This is a genomic window from Candidatus Hydrogenedentota bacterium (genome assembly GCA_019637335.1).
GTDB lineage: Bacteria > Hydrogenedentota > Hydrogenedentia > Hydrogenedentales > JAEUWI01 > JAEUWI01.
The window spans coordinates 36,105-52,204 of sequence record JAHBVV010000028.1 but is presented as its reverse complement, the minus strand read 5'-3'; the positions used below and the strand labels follow the sequence as shown (position 1 = coordinate 52,204).

At 65.1% G+C, this 16,100-nt stretch carries 14 protein-coding genes; 3 read left to right on the top strand and 11 right to left on the bottom strand.

The features are described from left to right. Positions 1-230: 230 nt before the first annotated feature. Together KF886_22210 and KF886_22205 are read right to left on the bottom strand one after the other, a co-directional pair. Positions 231-2,675, bottom strand: coding sequence for a hypothetical protein (locus KF886_22210; protein MBX3180074.1), 2,445 nt, complete (start codon positions 2,673-2,675; stop codon positions 231-233). A gap of 165 nt (positions 2,676-2,840) precedes the next feature. Then, on the bottom strand, positions 2,841-3,692 hold the full coding sequence (locus tag KF886_22205; protein MBX3180073.1) for a sterol desaturase family protein: 852 nt from the start codon (positions 3,690-3,692) through the stop codon (positions 2,841-2,843). Positions 3,693-4,041: 349 nt separating this feature from the next. On the opposite strand from KF886_22205, the gene KF886_22200 reads away from it, so the two are divergent. Together KF886_22200 and KF886_22195 are read left to right on the top strand one after the other, a co-directional pair. After that, positions 4,042-5,397, top strand: a complete 1,356-nt coding sequence (locus KF886_22200; GenBank protein MBX3180072.1) for a neutral/alkaline non-lysosomal ceramidase N-terminal domain-containing protein — start codon at positions 4,042-4,044, stop codon at positions 5,395-5,397. Between the two features lie 3 nt (positions 5,398-5,400). Continuing rightward, positions 5,401-6,819 (top strand): hypothetical protein, encoded by a 1,419-nt coding sequence (locus KF886_22195; protein ID MBX3180071.1) that lies wholly within the window; start codon positions 5,401-5,403, stop codon positions 6,817-6,819. A gap of 39 nt (positions 6,820-6,858) precedes the next feature. On the opposite strand, the gene KF886_22190 is transcribed toward KF886_22195, so the two are convergent. Then, on the bottom strand, positions 6,859-7,056 hold the full coding sequence (locus KF886_22190) for a hypothetical protein (protein MBX3180070.1): 198 nt from the start codon (positions 7,054-7,056) through the stop codon (positions 6,859-6,861). A gap of 99 nt (positions 7,057-7,155) precedes the next feature. Here KF886_22190 and KF886_22185 point away from each other — a divergent pair, with 99 nt between their 5' ends. Next, positions 7,156-7,743, top strand: coding sequence for a four helix bundle suffix domain-containing protein (locus KF886_22185; GenBank protein ID MBX3180069.1), 588 nt, complete (start codon positions 7,156-7,158; stop codon positions 7,741-7,743). 12 nt (positions 7,744-7,755) lie between these two features. Here KF886_22185 and KF886_22180 read toward each other — a convergent pair whose 3' ends face one another. The 8 genes from KF886_22180 to KF886_22145 all read right to left on the bottom strand — a co-directional run bounded on the left by KF886_22180 (position 7,756) and on the right by KF886_22145 (position 15,785). Beyond that, the gene (locus KF886_22180) at positions 7,756-8,076 is read right to left on the bottom strand and encodes a hypothetical protein (protein ID MBX3180068.1); all 321 of its coding nucleotides are present in this window, start codon (positions 8,074-8,076) and stop codon (positions 7,756-7,758) included. A 12-nt stretch (positions 8,077-8,088) separates the two neighbouring features. Continuing rightward, a complete protein-coding gene (locus KF886_22175) occupies positions 8,089-10,989 on the bottom strand; it encodes a hypothetical protein (GenBank protein ID MBX3180067.1) in 2,901 nt (966 codons plus the stop codon). Positions 10,990-11,041: 52 nt separating this feature from the next. Beyond that, on the bottom strand, positions 11,042-11,905 hold the full coding sequence (locus tag KF886_22170; protein ID MBX3180066.1) for a polyprenyl synthetase family protein: 864 nt from the start codon (positions 11,903-11,905) through the stop codon (positions 11,042-11,044). Further along, on the bottom strand, positions 11,905-12,300 hold the full coding sequence (locus KF886_22165) for an exodeoxyribonuclease VII small subunit (protein ID MBX3180065.1): 396 nt from the start codon (positions 12,298-12,300) through the stop codon (positions 11,905-11,907). The genes KF886_22170 and KF886_22165 overlap by 1 nt, the downstream gene beginning before the upstream one ends. After that, positions 12,281-13,645, bottom strand: a complete 1,365-nt coding sequence (locus tag KF886_22160; GenBank protein MBX3180064.1) for an exodeoxyribonuclease VII large subunit — start codon at positions 13,643-13,645, stop codon at positions 12,281-12,283. Before KF886_22160 ends, KF886_22165 begins: the two co-directional genes overlap by 20 nt. A 569-nt stretch (positions 13,646-14,214) precedes the next feature. Beyond that, entirely contained in the window at positions 14,215-14,406 is a 192-nt protein-coding gene (locus tag KF886_22155) for a type II toxin-antitoxin system HicB family antitoxin (protein ID MBX3180063.1), read from the bottom strand. A 259-nt stretch (positions 14,407-14,665) separates the two neighbouring features. Continuing rightward, entirely contained in the window at positions 14,666-15,328 is a 663-nt protein-coding gene (locus KF886_22150) for a hypothetical protein (protein ID MBX3180062.1), read from the bottom strand. Positions 15,329-15,554: 226 nt separating this feature from the next. After that, a complete protein-coding gene (locus tag KF886_22145) occupies positions 15,555-15,785 on the bottom strand; it encodes a DUF433 domain-containing protein (GenBank protein MBX3180061.1) in 231 nt (76 codons plus the stop codon). Positions 15,786-16,100: the final 315 nt, after the last annotated feature.

The window sequence follows — 16,100 nt, the reverse complement described above, 5'->3', positions numbered from 1 at the left end:
CGAAAAGAATAAGAAACGCACACCGCGATGGATGTGGTTAGTCTGTGCGCCGCACGGTGGCTGAAAGGGCCGGCGCGTTAGGCTCGCGTGATCGTCCCGCCGAGCAATGCCGTCGAGAAGGGCGGGACCGCCAACGCGCCACAGCATGCGCCCCCCACCCAAAACAAACTGCGGCGACGCCGGGGTTTCCAGCGCCGCCGCATCCCAATGCGACCCGAGTCTCTCGGGCCCTATGATTCCCCGTCGCTCACCTTAATGAGCCACACCTCCGCGACGATGCAGCCGCGGCCGTCCACCAGGTTCCATTCCACGTCCAGGGTCCCGGACTTGGTCGCGGCCCGGGGCAGATAGTAGCTGACCGGCCAGATGGGATCCGGCTGCGGCACGGGGCCGTGGATGCCGAATTCATCGTTGAGCGTCAGCGTCATGGACGGGCGGAAACGCCCGGCGTAGGTGACTTTGAGGCGGTACTGGGCATTGCGATCAAGCCCTTCGTAGCGCATCTTCAGCGGCGTGCCGTAGAGCGTCGTGATCTGGCTCTGCCACGACGTGCGCAATTCCTGCCGCCCCTGGAAGGCGCCGTCAAGCCGCGCAACTTCCTCCTTGAAGACCATGTTCTCCGCTTCCGCCTGGCTGCCGGATTCGCGGATGGTCTTCTGGTCGGCCTGGTACTTGGGGAACGCCACGCGCGCGGTGTGGTTCCCGGAGGGATCCTCTTCCCACGTGCGCTGGTAGACCACATGCTTGTATTCGCCCAGCGCGCCCAGGTTGTCGTAGAAACCGCCGGGACCCGGATCCTCCCAGTGGATGATCTCGTCCAGCCGCGCCAGGCGATCGGCTTCGCCGTCCAGGGTGAGAATCGCCTGGAAGCGCTGTTCCAGCCAGGGACGCTCGTTCACGGGCTGATCGAGCCAGTCCAGCAGCGCCCCGCGCTCGGAATTGCGCGCCAGATACGGCGGCTCCACGCTCAGCTGGTATCCGATGCTCCTGAGAAGCACCGGCCCCAGGTCTTCAATGCTTCTGCGCAATTCGGGATTCGCCGGGGTGTCCGCCTGCGCCAGGGCCCGGCGGGCCTCCTCGATGGCCGCCGGCGCGCCAATGCGTTTGGCCTTCTTCAGGGCCGCGTAGGCCTGCTCCTCGTAGCCCTGCTGCGCACGCGCCTCGGCCTGTACGTTCGCGTCAAAACGCGCGCGGAACAGGTACATCTGCGCGCGCCAGTTCGTATCGAAATCCGGAACGCGCTTCGCAATGTCCTCCCAGTGCGCGAGCGTCTTCGGAATGCCCTTGTTCTCCAGAACGCGGCCCTTCCAGTTCGCCTCAAGCATGCGGAGCCCCTTTGCCACGTCTCGCGCGAGCGCCGGGCCAAACCACACCTTGCCGTATTCCTCCAGCGCGGCGTCCATATCGGCCTTCGGATCCCAGCCCAGCACATTCCACACGTGTTTATTCAGGTCATCGTGGATGCCGTCGGAGTACGTGCCGAACCCATCGCTGACGTCCAGGTAGCGCAGGTAGATGTGCCGCTGCATGTCGGGCATGGGCATCATCGGCTCGCGGCCGAGCGTGTGCGCGAAAATGGGGTCCCAATCCGGGATTGGATACTGGCAGCGCACCGTATGGTTGATGTCCGGGTAACGGCGGATGGGAAAGCGCGCCGGCGTGCGCTCGCGCATTTCTTCCCAGCCCATCTTCACCCACGGCCCGTACACCAGCCCCGCCAGGTGTTCCGGATTCTCCGTCGCCAGGTAATTGAAGAAGTAGTCGTTTTCCTCCAGGGTGAAGGTCTGGTTGGACACCCAGATCTTCGCGCCGGGATGCGTCTCCTCCAGTATCGGCGCCAGACCTTCCAGGAACGGCATCAGGTACTCCGCCGGCGTGCTGCCGTCGTCGCCGCCCGGCACGAAAATGTGGTCGATGGCCGGATAGGCCTGGAGAAATTCGCGGCGCTTATCGAGGGCAATCTTCATGCCCTCCGGCGTGGTCACGTCCTCGTCCGGATCCGCCATCACGGGCGACCAGAGCCAGACGTCGATGCCGTAGGAGGCAAACAGCGCGGAAAGCTTGACGTTCATCGAACGCATCGGCTCCGCCATCACTTCGCCGTCCTTCGCTTCGGGATCGAGCGTGGTTATGAGCTCGATGCCGTTGCAACCGAACATGATCAGGTCGCGGATGTACTGCTCGTACATCTCCACCGTCCACGCGTCGTAGGTATTGGCCGTGTTGCGATAGCCCATCTGGTGCGCCCGAACCGCGACATCCGGCGCCGTGGCGATCGGCCTCCTCAGAACGACCGACAGCGCGCCGGGGGCGTAGTCCGCGAGACGGATCAGCCGCCCGGCGGCAAACAGCGCCCCCCGTTCGTCGCGGCCCACCAGCTTGACCGTATTGCCCGATACGGCGATGCCGTACGCCTCGGCCGCCTCCGGTACCTTCACGCCGGCGACGGACTCCACCGTGCCCAGGTGAATAACCGGACCCGTTGCCGGTGCGGATTCCGCAATCGCGAGGGTCACGCCGCTACGCTCCGCCAGCTCCTCCTGCAGCATGACCGCCGCCTTCATAATGACGCCATCCGGCGACGAGGGGACGATCGTGGCCCCCGTCAGATCCAACGCGGGCGCGGTGGCCGCCGCCAGGGTGATGATTACAGACAGGATACAACGGGGCCACATAGGGCGCTCTCCCTGGGCTGGTACAGCGTGTATAAACCGAGGCGGGCCGGCAGCCCAAGAATCCCGCGCTCCGCATTGCCCAAGAACATCCAGGCAATCATGAATTCTTTGATTTAAGCAGATTGCGACAGTGCAGTCAAGGCCGCGCCGAAAACGTCGCATTGATCAGTCCAGTCTGTCCGACCGATCTGGCGCCGGGTCTTTCGGGAGGCCCGTGTGCGGTTGAGACGGCGCATAACGAAAGGGCTGAAGTAGGAGGCGGTCCAGCCGCTGGTCCCGCTCGTCGCGAAAGGCGTTGATGCCGATGGTCATGCCTTCGTGGCCCTTTACCGGCTGCGCGCGGTAGGTGCCGCAGATCCGGTCCCAAATGGAGAGGTTGAAGCCGTAGTTGCTGTCGGTCTCTTCGCGAATGATGGAATGATGCACCCTGTGCATGTCGGGCGTAACGATGAACCACCGAAGCACGGCGTCAACACGTTCGGGAAGCCGGATGTTGGCGTGGTTAAAGAGCGCGGTTCCGTTGAGAATAACCTCAAAGGCGAGCACCGCAAGCACTGGCGGGCCGAGCGTGACGATGGCGGCAAGCTTGATCACCATGGAAAGTAGAATCTCGATGACGTGGAAGCGCACGCCGGAGGTGGCGTCGAGGTCGACGTCGCTGTGGTGGACCCGGTGAAGCCGCCACAGGATAGGCACCGCGTGAAACATCACATGCTGGAGGTAGATCAGGAAATCGAGGATAAGCACGCTGGCAATGAAGGCGATTGCGTAGGGCCAGCCGATATTGTTGAACAGCCCCCACCCCCGCTCGGCCGCGAGGTAGGCCATCGCCATGCTCGCTACGGGTAGGGCGAGCGGAACCGCGATGCTGCCGAGGGCGATGAGTCCGAGATTGCTCGCCCAGCGAACCGCGCGGCGCGCCGTCCGGCCGCGGCGCGGCGTAATCCATTCCCAGGCGGCAAACAGGAGCAAAAGCCCCGCAAAACTGCCCGCACGCACCAGAACTTCCCACGACATGCGCCATTCCTTCCGAAAAAACACAGGGGCTCAGACATTCTGTCTGACAAAAGGCAAACGTACGCCCATTGTAGCACCGCGCGCCCCCGTATCCCCCAACAGACGCACCCACCCCGCCGTCCCCGCCGTCCCCGCCGTCCCTGCCGTCCCTGCCGTCCCTGTTGTCCCTGCCGTCCCTGCCGTCCCTGTTGTCCCTGTTGTCCCTGATCCCCTCCAGCCTAAAGCCTCCAGTCTAAAGCCTAAAGCCTCCAAGGTGACTTTCCAAGCCGCTTGTTGTACCATCATGGTTTGTTTACCGAGGACCGGGCGCGCGCCGCGCGTTCCGCCTCGAACCACGGAGGAATCGTACGTGAATCGACGAATCGGGGGCCTCGCCCTGATTGCACTGGCGGGCGCGCTGCTGGCGCCCTGGGGAACGGCACACGCCATGAAAATTGGTATTGGACGGGTGGTTATTACACCGGAGAGCCCGGTATGGATGGCGGGCTACGCCGCGCGGACGGAGCCCGGAACGGGAAAGCTCCATGATCTGTGGGCGAAGGCGCTGGCGGTGGAGGATGAGGCGGGAAACCGCGCCGTCATCGTCACGGCGGATATCATCGGGTTCTCCCTCGACATCACGGACGCCGTCTCAAAGCGAATTGAGGAGGCGCACGGCATCCCGCGCGGCAACCTGCTCTACAACGCGTCCCACACGCACTGCGGCCCGGTCGTGCGGAACAACGGCCTCCACGTCACCTACGGCCTCCAAGGCGAGGAGCAGGAGCGCGCCATCGCGTATACCGAGCACCTGAGCGACCTGCTCTACCAGGTGATCGACGCATCCCTTAAGGATCTCGCGCCCGGTTCGCTTTCGTGGGGCGTGGGCGAGGCCGGGTTCGCGAAGAACCGCCGGAAGTACACGATCGGCGGCGTCACCAACGACCTGAATCCCATCGGCCCGGTCGACCACGATGTGCCGGTGCTCGTGGCGCGCGGCGCGGACGGCGCCATTCGCGGGATCCTGTTCGGCTACGCCTGCCACAACACGACCCTGAGCGTTCAGGAATTCAACGGGGACTACGCGGGCTTCGCGCAAATCCACATTGAAAAAGCCTTCCCGGGCGCAACGGCCCTCTTCGCGGCGGGTTGCGGCGGAGACCAGAACCCCATCCCGCGCCGTACGCTTGAATTGTGCGAGCAATACGGCGCGGAACTGGGCAATGCCGTCGCCACCGTTGTGAACGGCGCGATGACGCCCGTCACCGGCCCGCTCCGGACGCGGTACAAGGTTATCCCCCTCAAGCTGACCGAAGCGCCGCCGGAAGCGGAAATCGACAAGCAGCTCGAAAGCGATAATGTCTATGTCGTGCGGCGCGCGCACAAGCTCAAACAGATCTATCGGGAAGAGGGCAAGCTCCCGGAGTCGCTGCCGTACGCCATTCAGCTCTGGCAGTTTGGCGACGCCGTGCAGCTCACCGCGCTGAGTGGCGAGGTGACCGTGGACTACAGCCTGCTCATCAAGCACCACTACCCGCGCGAGAAGCAGTTCGTCATGGCCTACACCAACGACTGCCCGGCCTACATCCCGTCGCTCCGCGTGCTGCGCGAGGGCGGCTACGAGGGCGAGGGCGCCATGCTCTACTACGCCGTGCACGGACCCTGGGCGCCGGAAATCGAAGACGACATCATGAACACCATCCACGAACTGGCAAAGGCGGAATAATCGATGAAACGAATACTGATTGCCCTGGGCCTCTCCCTCGGAATGGCGGGCGCGGCGTTCGCGCAGGAGGAGGCGCGCGTCTTCAAGGCGGGCGCGTCCCTGGCGGACATTACGCCCTGGTACGGCACGTCGCTCGCCGGCGGCATGGCCGATCGCCTGGCGGCGAGCGTCCACGACGAGACCTACGTGCGCTCGCTCGTGCTGGACGACGGCGAGAACCTGCTCGCCATCGCGCTGGTGGACGTCTGCATGATCGAGCGCCCCTATGTCGACGCGGCGAAGGAGCGCGCATCCGCGGCTACGCAGATCCCGGTGGAGCACATGCTCGTCGCCGCGACGCACACGCACAGCGCCGGCACCTGCGCCCACATCTTCCAGTCCGATGCCGATCCGGCTTACACGGACCTCGTGACGAAGCGCATCGCGGACGGGATTACCCGCGCGTGGCAGAATCGCGTTCCCGCCCGCATTGGCTGGGGCTCGGGCTCCGTGCCGGACGAGGTGTTCAATCGCCGCTGGCACCTGAAGGAGGGCGCCATGCCGGAAAACCCCTTCGGCAACACCAGCGATAAAGTAAAGATGAACCCGTCGCGCGCCAGCGAGGACCTGATCAAACCGGCCGGCCCGATCGATCCGGAAGTCGCCATCCTGGCCGTGGAAACGCTGGAGGGCCGCCCGCTCGCGCTGCTCGCCAACTACTCGCTGCACTATGTCGGCGGCGTCCCCGGCGTCTCGGCGGATTATTTCGCGGTCTTCGCGAACCGCATCCACGACCTGCTGAAAGCCGGCGGCGCCCTGTCGGAGTTCGTGGGCATCATGTCGAATGGCACGAGCGGCGATATCAATAACATCGACTTCACCAAGCCCGCGGACAGCAAGGGCCCGGGCGAGCAGATGGAGTATGTCGGGAACAAGGTCGCGGCGGAAGTCTACCGCCAGTACGGCGAAATCGCGTTTCAGGACTGGGTCCCGCTCGCGGCTGTCCAGCGCGAAGTCACCATCGGCATCCGCAAGCCGACCGGCGCGGAAGTCGAGGAAGCAAAAGCGCTGCTCGCGGCGGCGGAAGGCCGCGAACTCCGGGGCCTGCGCGAAATCTACGCGAATTGCACCATCGACCTGGCGAACTACCCCGACACGGACGACCTCATCCTCCAGGCGCTCCAGATCGGCGATCTCGGCATCGCGGCAATCCCCTGTGAGGTGTTCGTGGAGATCGGGCTGGCGATCAAGGAGCAAACCCCCTTTGGCAAGAGCTTCACGATCGAGCTGGCGAACGGCTACAACGGCTACCTGCCCACCGAAGCCCAGCACGCCCTCGGCGGTTACGAAACCTGGCGCGCCAAATCGAGCCGCCTGGAAGTAAAAGCCGCCAACGTCATCCAGCAGACCGTGCTGGAGCTCCTCGCGGAGCTGAAGCAGTAGATTCGGGCCTGGGTGGGGCGCCACACGCGCCCCACCCCCCTATGGAAACCGCAGTTCCCCCCACGGCACGTCCGGCGCCGCGCCATACGCATGCGCCCAGGCGCTTTCCACCCCGTCCACCCCGTCCACCCCGTCCACCCCGTCCACCCCGTCCACCCCGTCCACCCCGTCCACTCTGTCCACTCCGTCCACTCTGTCCACTCTGTCCACTCTGTCCACTCTGTCCACTCTGTCCACTCTGTCCACTCCGTCCAAAAAAAACCTTGCCTCCATCCGACCTTGCTGGTATACTGAAACTAAATTCAGCATACCTCAATCACCAAAAGGAGGCGCGACATGCCCGATGCGGAATCCATCCTCCCAAAACACGGTGGATACAAACGGCTCAAGACGTACCAGATCTCCAGGCTCGTCTACGACGTAACCGTACGATTCTGCGATCGCTATATCGCGATTCGCAGCCGCACCCACGACCAGATGGTCCAGGCGGCGCGAAGCGGGGTCCAGAATATCGTCGAAGGCAGCCAGGCCTCCGCGACCTCCCGGAAAATCGAGATGAAGCTCACTGGAATCGCTCGGGCGAGCCTGGAAGAACTCCGCAAGGATTATGAGGATTTCCTCCGTCACCGAAAGTTGGCGCGATGGGAGAACGCCGATCCGCGCAGGGCGGCGCTCGTGGCGTGTCGCTGCTCAAGCGCGGACGATGTCGCCGCGTGGGTGCGCGAAACACATGATCGCGAAACCAGTGGATCCAACTATCCTGAGATTGCGGCCAACGCCGCGCTTGTGCTGATTAACGTCGCCTGTAGCTTGCTGGACCGACAGCTGGCTTCCCAGGCCAGAGCCTTCGAGAATGAAGGCGGCATCACCGAGCGGATGTACCGCGTGCGCACGGAACGCAGGCGAGCCCAGGGCGGACCGTAGTCCACGGCGCGGTCAAACCCGGGAATGGGTACCAGCGCCCCGCGCCAATGCGCGCGCGGTAGACAGCCCCACGCCGTCCATTTGCCGCGGCGAATCCACCCCGTCCACGGGCCTGCCCGCCGAAGGCGGGTCCACCCCGTCCACCCCGTCCACTCCGTCCACTCTGTCCACTCTGTCCACTCCGTCCACTCCGTCCACTCCGTCCACTCCGTCCACTCTGTCCACTCTGTCCACTCTGTCCACTCCGTCCACTCCGTCCACGGGCCTGCCCGCCGAAGGCGGGTCCACTCTGTCCACTCTGTCCACTCTGTCCACTCTGTCCACTCTGTCCACTCTGTCCACCCCCTACGGAAACCGCAGCTCCCCCCACTGCACATCCGGCGCCGCGCCATACGCATGCGCCCAGGCGCTTTCCTCCCGCTCCACGCCATACCGGTTCCGCACCACATTAAACGGGATCCGGCTCCCGCGCGACACCCGCCCCAGCCACGCCGCCGGCACGCGCACGAGCGCATTCCACCCCGTCTCCGTGCGCTGGGTCACCGCGTCCCACGCGCCATCCCACCCGGCGTCGTCCGCCTCGCTATCGAACTGCACGCCCTGCGGGCTGACGGCCAGCCGGATCGGGCGGCGGCCTTCGGGGTGCAGCCACACCTCGACGCTCTCCTGCTCCCACAGCGGCGCGTCGCGCTGCGTGAAGTCCGCCACGATGGCATCCGGCCGCGGATCGCTCGCCTCGATGCCAATGTAGAGCCCGCTCCGATCGATCAGCGCCCGGATGCGCGTGGGCGCGGCCGCGAAGCCCTCGGCGTCGCGCCGGAGGAAGCCCCCCGCCACCGGGACCGGCGCCCAGGCCGACGCCGTGAACTCTGCGCGCATCGGGGGCGGCTGTACGGCGAAGCGGCCCTCCAGCACGGCGGGCTCCTTCACGCCAAGAAAGCGCAGCCCCCGCAGCACGGCGGGCGGGCCCTCGCTCCGCGCCGTCAGGCGCAATTCGGGGGCGCCCGCGCCCCCGGCGACAATCAGCGGCGCGCGCACGCCGGCGATGCCAACACCCGCCCAGGTCTGCATCGCATCAAAACCGCCCCCGGCCCGCCGCGCCTCCAGCGCCATCGCGTCGACGCGGACGCTTTCAAAACCAATCCGCCGCACCGCCGCCTGACCGGGCAACAGGCGGATCGTGGCCTCGGCCTCGGATTGCGCATCCCGAAACTCGGGACGCACGGGAATCTCAAACTGCGGGTAGGGCGGGCGATCCTCGCGGTAGTAATACAGGTCTTCCTGAAACAGGATTGTCGCGGGCACAAACAGCTGCTGCGCGTCCATGGTTTCGAGGATCCGCGTGTAGCGCTCGCCGGCGGCGTCCGGGTCGAGCGCCTGCCAGCCAGTAACAATGCCCCGGAGCCGGCGCAAGTGGCCCTCCTCGCCGGAGGCGGTGAAGCGGTCCTCCAGCGCAAGATACTCGGTCATCAGGGCGAACATGGATCGCACCCGCCGATAGCCCGCCTCATCGGTATAGAGCACGTCGAGGTGCCTGCCGCAGTAATCTTCAAATTGCCGGTTCAACGCCCGGGGGTCGTCCCCGCGCAGGGTGGCGCGGTTCAGATAGCGCGTCAGCACGCCCCGTATCGCCGCGAAGTCGGGTTCGGCCAGCGAGGCGTCGAAATAGCGGTTCAGGCGCCGCGTCCAGATCGAGGCGTTGCCCAGCCCGCCCCAAGCCATATCGAGCAGGGGCGCCGCCGCTTCCGGATCGTGCGCGGGCGCGATGAATCCGCCCCCCGCGGCCGCCTCCGCTTCCACAAGCGCTTGCTGGAACGCCCCGGCGGACGCGGCGGGCCCGTCAAAAAGCGTTATCGCGGGCGATGTCGCCACGGGCTGTAATTGCTCGAACCGATCAACGGCTTCGCCGGGCGTCGCCGCGCGCGCGCGGCCCAGGCGGGCGATGGAAGCGGGAATCCGCTCCGCAAGCCCCTCGAAACCGTACTGGCCCGCGCCCTGATGCGGCGTCAGCAAATCGCTCCACATCATCAGCGCGATGTCCGGGTCCGCCGCGCGGGCCGCCTTTTCGATCTCTTCGAGGGTCCACGCGAAATACGCGGCGTCCTCCAGACCCAGCGCCCGCGACCGCGGATCGGCGTTGAGGCGGCCAATCCGGCCGTGGTCCAGGTGGATGGCGCGCGGGCGCAACACGGTGACGACCCTTTCCAGCGCGACCGCAAGCCATTCCCGGGCCTCCGGGGCCGCGAAACACAGCGTGCCGGAGTCCTCGGTGGCGAAGCTGTAGCGTACGGTAACCTCGGCCCCGCTCGGAATGGCCCCTTCCAGCTCGCGGCGAATTCGCCAGGCCGGACGGCTCGAAAGGAACGGCGCGACGATAGGCTGCGCCTCGATCCAGTAGTCCTTGCCGTAAACGCACGGCACGCCGCTGATCGATACATCAAGCTCCTCGGGCGATTCGGCAATGATATTGGGGTAACGCAGCGCCGCCCACTCCACCCCGCGAAGCGTGATCGCCTCCTCGACGCCCCGCCCCTCGATCAAACGGGGATTTGCCCGGAGAAAGGCCTCCATCCCGTGGAGGGTCGAGAAAACCGGCACGGGTTCGAGGTAGTTTTCGCGCGCCGCCTCGAACACCCGGCGCCAGGCCTCCGCCCGCACGCCGGTCAGGTCGTGGAAGTCGGGGCTATCGAAGAAAAGGTGCGTGCACCGGAGCGCGGCATAGTCCCGGAGGTGCGCCTCGGCGGGCATCGCGCTAAGGTAAACCCCGCGCACGCCCTGGACCGGCCAGTCGCGAATGATCAGGTAGGGCAGGTCGGCCCCGCGCGTTGCGAGAAGCTCCGCGAGCGTGTGCAGGCCGTGCCACACGCCGCGCTCCCCGCCGCCCGCCAGCATCACGCCGTTTTTCACCACCTCCAGGCGGTACCCCTCCTCCCCGAGCTCCGCCACGCCGTACAGGTGTTTGCGCAGGCGCCGCTTGTCGAGCCCCCCCGGATGCGCCGCCGTGCCGATGTATATCCCGTCGGGCGTACGGCTCACCTCGGAGGCGCGCATAACCTGGAGTTCCCCGCCGGCCGCGCGGGACAGCGGCGCAAGCAGCCTCGCCCGCTCCGGGTACAGTTCGTCGGCCAGAATGACTGGCGTGTCCGCGCGCAGAAAGAAGCTGCCCTTCTCCAGCTCGCGCATCTCGCGCGGGCCCGCCGCCAGCGAAAGGGCCGCCATGGCGACCGCCGAAGTCCAAGCCCACATATCCGGTTCCTCCGTCGTTGCCCCGCGCCCGGGGAGAGACCTGCCGGGCGCTTCAGGTTGTGCGATTCAAGATATGCCGCGCGATCGCCCGAAATCCATCCGCCTCCGCGCCAAAGGGATGTAGCGCCCCGATCGCGGCGTTCACGGCCACTTCCGCGAGCCGGCGCGATTCGTCGAGCCCGAGCAGCGCCGGGTAGGTCGATTTCTCCCGCGAAGCGTCGCTACCCACGGGCTTGCCAAGATCGGCCTCAATGCCGGTGACGTCCAGGATATCGTCGGTAATCTGGAAGGCCAGCCCCAGGTTCTCTCCATAGGCCGTCAGCGCCGCAATGGCCGCCTCGCCCGCGCCCGCCGCCATCGCCCCCGCCCGCGCGGATACGCGGATCAGCGCGCCGGTCTTCGCGCGGTGAATCTGCTGGAGGGCTTCAAGTCCCAGCGCCTTCCCCTCCCCCTCCAGATCCGCCTGCTGTCCGCCCACCATGCCGCCCGCGCCGGCCGCCCGGGCCACTTCGCGCACGATCGCGGCGGAACCCGTGTCCGCCAGGGCATCGAAGGCCATGGTCAGCAGCGCGTCGCCCGCCAGGATCGCCGCCGCCTCGCCAAAGGCCTTGTGGCAGGTCGGGCGGCCGCGGCGCAGGTCGTCGTTGTCCATCGCCGGCAGATCGTCGTGAATCAGCGAGTAGGTATGGATCATTTCCAGCGCGCAGGCCACCGGGAGCGCGGGCGTATCCTCGCCGGACACAATCTCCGCCGCGCCCAGGGCGAGCGCGGGGCGCAGCCGCTTGCCCCCGGCGAAAAGGCTGTAGCGCACCGCCTCCAGCAGGGTCGCGGGAGCGCCATCCCACGCGGCGACATACGACGCCAGGGCCGTTTCGGTGCGCTGGGCCCGGGTCTTCAGGTAGGCGGCGACATCGATCAAAAAAGAAGATCCTCGTCGTCGGGTTCGGGCTCGGGCTCCGGCTCGTCGTGATACGCGGGCTCCGGCGCGCTGGCACGGGCTGGCGCGGGGGACGCCTTGGCGGGGGCGGTTTTTGCGGCGGACTTCTCGGGCGCCGCGCGGGGCGGCTCCGGCGGATCGCTCTCGTCGAAGGGCTGCGCTTCCAGTTCGCCCTCCGCGTTCTTCAGGAGCACTTCGATCTTCTTTTCCGCGTTGCTCAGGGCCTTCTCGCAGCGGCGCGCAAGCGTGATGCCGCTCTCAAACTGCTTCAGGGCGTCGTCGAGCGACAGCCCCCCCTCCTCCAGCGCGGCGACAATGCCTTCCAGCGCTTCCAGATCCTTCTCAAACGTGGCTTCATCCCTGGCCTTGGCCATGTACCGGTTCCTCAATATGGGTTACCGCCGCCGTGACCGCCCCGCGGCCAAAACGGACGTAGATCTCGTCCTTTTCCTTCAATGTATCCGCATCGCGAATCAGTTCCTTTTCCGGGAGCTTCCACCCGAGCGCATAGCCGCGCGACAGGATAGCCAGCGGGCTCAGGGCGTCGAGCTGCGCGAGGAGCGGGCGCAGCCGGTGACGCCCGGCGTCGGGAATGGCCCGGCCGGCCGCGTGGAGGCGGCGCCGGAGCTGTTTCAGGCGCTCGCCCGCGCGATCGAGCTGGTTCCGCGGGGAAAGCAGGGCCAGCGCCCGCGCCGCACGTTCCGCGCGGACCCGCTGATCGCGGATCTGCCGCCGCAGGGCCTCGTCCAGGCGCATGCGCAGTTCATCGGTCTCCTGGCGCCGCTGCCGGATGATCTCTTCGGGGCGCTGGAGGGCGTAGCTGTTCCGCGCGAGCGCCAGGCGGTGCCGCGCGTCCGCAAGCTGGCGTTCCAGGCCCTGGCCAAGCCGCTTTTTCAGCCGCAACACCTGGTCGCCCAGGGCCGCCTGCTCCTTCACCACGAGCTCCGCCGCCGCCGAGGGCGTGGGCGCGCGCAGATCCGCCGCGAAATCGGTCAGCGCGACGTCGATCTCGTGGCCCACGGCGGAAATAATCGGCGTGCGCGCCTCGTAGACCGCGCGCACCACAATTTCCTCGTTAAACGGCCACAGATCCTCAAGCGAGCCGCCGCCGCGCCCGACGATCATCACGTCGACGCCCCACGCATCCAGCGCGCGGATGCCCGCGACAATCTCGGGGGCCGCCTCCGGACCCTGCACGCGCGCGGGGTAGAGAATCACATGGACACTGCCGAAACGGCGGTTGAGCACATTCAGAATATCGCGGATAGCCGCGCCCGTCGGCGAGGTGACGATGCCGATGCGGCGCGGGAGCATGGGCAGGGGCTGCTTGTGCAGGTCATCGAAGAGGCCCTCCGCCGCCAGTTTCTTCTTGAGCTTCTCAAAGGCCAGTTGGAGCGCGCCCACGCCCTTCGGCTGCATGTCGCTCAGGATAATCTGGTAATTGCCCCGGCGCTCGTACACCGAGATCTGCCCGTGCGCCAGGACCTCCAGCCCATTCTCCGGATCAAAACGCAGCCGCGAGAGCTTCCCCTTGAACATCACCGCGTCGATCTGGCTGTTTTCATCCTTCAGCGTGAAGTACGCGTGCCCCGACGCCGCCAGCTTCCAGTTCGAAATCTCTCCCGAAATCCACACCGCCCCCAACTCACCTTCCAGCAGGGACTTGATGCGCCGTGTCAACTGGCTGATGGAAAGGATCTGGTCGCTACCGTTCGTCATGGGGCGGCATTGTAGCCAATTACAGCCGAAAAGTGCGAACAAGAGCCAGCAGTGGGGCCGCGCCACGCAATCGCGATGCGCAAGCCTGCGTGCGCCCCCCGAGAACGTGCCACGCGATCAGGCTACGCCTGTTCGTGTGCCCGTACTCCAGACCGCCAACGCCACGACAACGGCGTCGCCTGATCGATTCACGCGCACTCCACCATGCTGATTTGGCGCCACACACGCCGATCGCCTGAAGCAGCGGCTCGAAGGCTCAATGCCGGCACGCCCGGTGGCCCACTCTTTTTTGAGCGCGGGTTTTACCAGTACGGTCCAGATTCGGTAGCCCTCGTCAACCATGTGGAGGCCATCTTTCTTCAATAGTTCCATCCCCGAAAGTGGAGCGGTTACCAATCATCAAGATAGCTTCTTAATTATGCTCTTGGCGAGACTCTCGTTGATTTAACGATGGCGTGGAATTGGCTGGGAGACTCGGGTAACGGGGTTGTGATACCAGTCATGTTTGCCCCCATGGCGAAGCAAGACGCAGCCGGAAAGCTCGAGCTGCTTGATGAGTTCGTGGCGTTTCACGAAACCTCGAGTACGGCCGCCCGTCTAACCGACGGAATGTGTCCACCGGTCAATTCGCCGAAGATATCCCGCAGATTATCTTTAAGCTCGTCGAGCGAAACGCCCTGGGTCATGTAGTCGGGATACTCTTCCAAATACCCGATGAGCATCCCTTCGTCTTCCCAATATATGAATCTCAGGTTATCCATAGTAACGCCATTATACCCGCGTTCGCGTAAAAATGACAGGCCCCGGAGAGCACGGGAGGGTGGCCGTGCTCCCAGCCTTGCTCGCTTTGGAACTCGTTCCCACGCTCCTCCGTGGGAATGCATTCCGTTCCACTCAGCGGAACAACGCCCACACGACCCCTTCACTCTTCACTCTTCACTCTTCACTCTTCACCCTTCACTCTTCACCCTTCACTCTTCACCCTTCACCCTTCACCCTTCACCCTTCACCCTTCACCCTTCACCCTTCACCCTCCAGCCCCGCCTTCACCAAATCCGTCCAAATCCGATACCCCGCCTCCGTCATGTGCAACCCGTCGTCCTTCAACAGCGACTCCAGCGGCGCACCGTCCTCGTCCAGCATCGCGCCCTCGATATCCACAAAGGTCAACCGCGGCTCCTCCCCGGCAAAGGCCCGGATGGCCTCGTTCGCCTTCTTCATCTCCGGGTACAGCGCCCAACGCGCGGTGCTCGGCTTGATACCGATGAACAGGATCCGCGCCTCCGGAAAGGCCGCCCAGACCTTCTCCGCAAAGGCCTTAAAATCCGCGGCGACCTGACCCGCGTCCTTCCCCCGCGCGATGTCATTGTCGCCCGCGTAGAATACAATCGCCGAAGGCTTGTAAGGCAACACAGCGCGGTCGAAAAAGTGAATCGAATCCGAAATCTCCGACCCGCCAAAGCCCCGGTTCAGCACATGCTGATCGGGAAACCACTTCTCCAGATCCCACATGCGGATACTGGAGCTGCCGAGAAACAGGACGCCGCCGGGCGCGGGCGGCTGGGCCCGGTCCTCCGCCTCAAACGCCGCTATGGCGGGCTCCCAACGGCTGGGGGCGTCTTCGGCGTGGGCGGCAAACGAAATGGCGAATAACATGCCAACGGTGAAAAAAACTCTACGCATCTGATGTCTCCTGTCCGAGGCCCGATAGCGTCACGGGCGCATGGTTCGGGAATTGAGCGCTGATGGTGATTGCTCCACCCAAGGCCCTCACGAGGTCTCCTCCCATGGTTTATGCCGCTGCCCACCTTAATCACCCGAATCAAGCCGAGGATATCCAGCGCAACGTGACCAGGACGATTCAACAAATCAATCGCCGCGCGCGGGAAGTTCTCGTCAAGCAGGAATTTCACGACGCCGCGACATCGTAGGGATGCTCTTCGAAACGGGAAAGATCGGAGCCGAACGCCAAGGCCGCCTGGATGTCGTCCGGGGTCAAATTCGGATAATCTTCAAGTATCGTCCCCACGGTGTCTCCAGCGGCAAGCGCGCTTAGCACCGTGCTGACCAACACACGGGTTCCTTTGATGACGGGCTTCCCGTGGCAGACCAGCGGGGATATTTCTATTCTATCCATCATGATTGCTCCGGCGCGATACGTGCGCCTACAGACTACTTCAACGCGAGCGGCGGATCAAACGTCGCTGGAACAGGGCAATCGCATTTAAACTCGATCTCGGTATATGGGCGTAAACTTGAGTCGATTTGGAACCTTGAATCAACGATAGTGAGCGTTTTGGAGCGCCGGCATCTGTGCCGGCAAGGTCAGGGATTCGCCGCAGGCGAAATGCCAACGTTCCAACACGCGCCTTTTTTTTACATTGATGGTGGTTCATGTGGCGCTCGCCCCGAGTTGGAAGTGGCTGACGCTGGGTTCGCTCCACTCACGCCTGGG

Bases quoted from the DNA above. Each gene is read 5' to 3' on its own strand.
- KF886_22185 (MBX3180069.1), top strand. From the start codon at position 7,156: ATGCCCGATGCGGAATCCATCCTCCCAAAACACGGTGGATACAAACGG.
- KF886_22145 (MBX3180061.1), bottom strand. From the start codon at position 15,785: ATGATGGATAGAATAGAAATATCCCCGCTGGTCTGCCACGGGAAGCCC.
- KF886_22175 (MBX3180067.1), bottom strand. From the start codon at position 10,989: ATGTGGGCTTGGACTTCGGCGGTCGCCATGGCGGCCCTTTCGCTGGCG.
- KF886_22165 (MBX3180065.1), bottom strand. From the start codon at position 12,300: ATGGCCAAGGCCAGGGATGAAGCCACGTTTGAGAAGGATCTGGAAGCG.
- KF886_22150 (MBX3180062.1), bottom strand. From the start codon at position 15,328: ATGCGTAGAGTTTTTTTCACCGTTGGCATGTTATTCGCCATTTCGTTT.
- KF886_22160 (MBX3180064.1), bottom strand. From the start codon at position 13,645: ATGACGAACGGTAGCGACCAGATCCTTTCCATCAGCCAGTTGACACGG.
- KF886_22205 (MBX3180073.1), bottom strand. From the start codon at position 3,692: ATGTCGTGGGAAGTTCTGGTGCGTGCGGGCAGTTTTGCGGGGCTTTTG.
- KF886_22210 (MBX3180074.1), bottom strand. From the start codon at position 2,675: ATGTGGCCCCGTTGTATCCTGTCTGTAATCATCACCCTGGCGGCGGCC.
- KF886_22195 (MBX3180071.1), top strand. From the start codon at position 5,401: ATGAAACGAATACTGATTGCCCTGGGCCTCTCCCTCGGAATGGCGGGC.
- KF886_22155 (MBX3180063.1), bottom strand. From the start codon at position 14,406: ATGGATAACCTGAGATTCATATATTGGGAAGACGAAGGGATGCTCATC.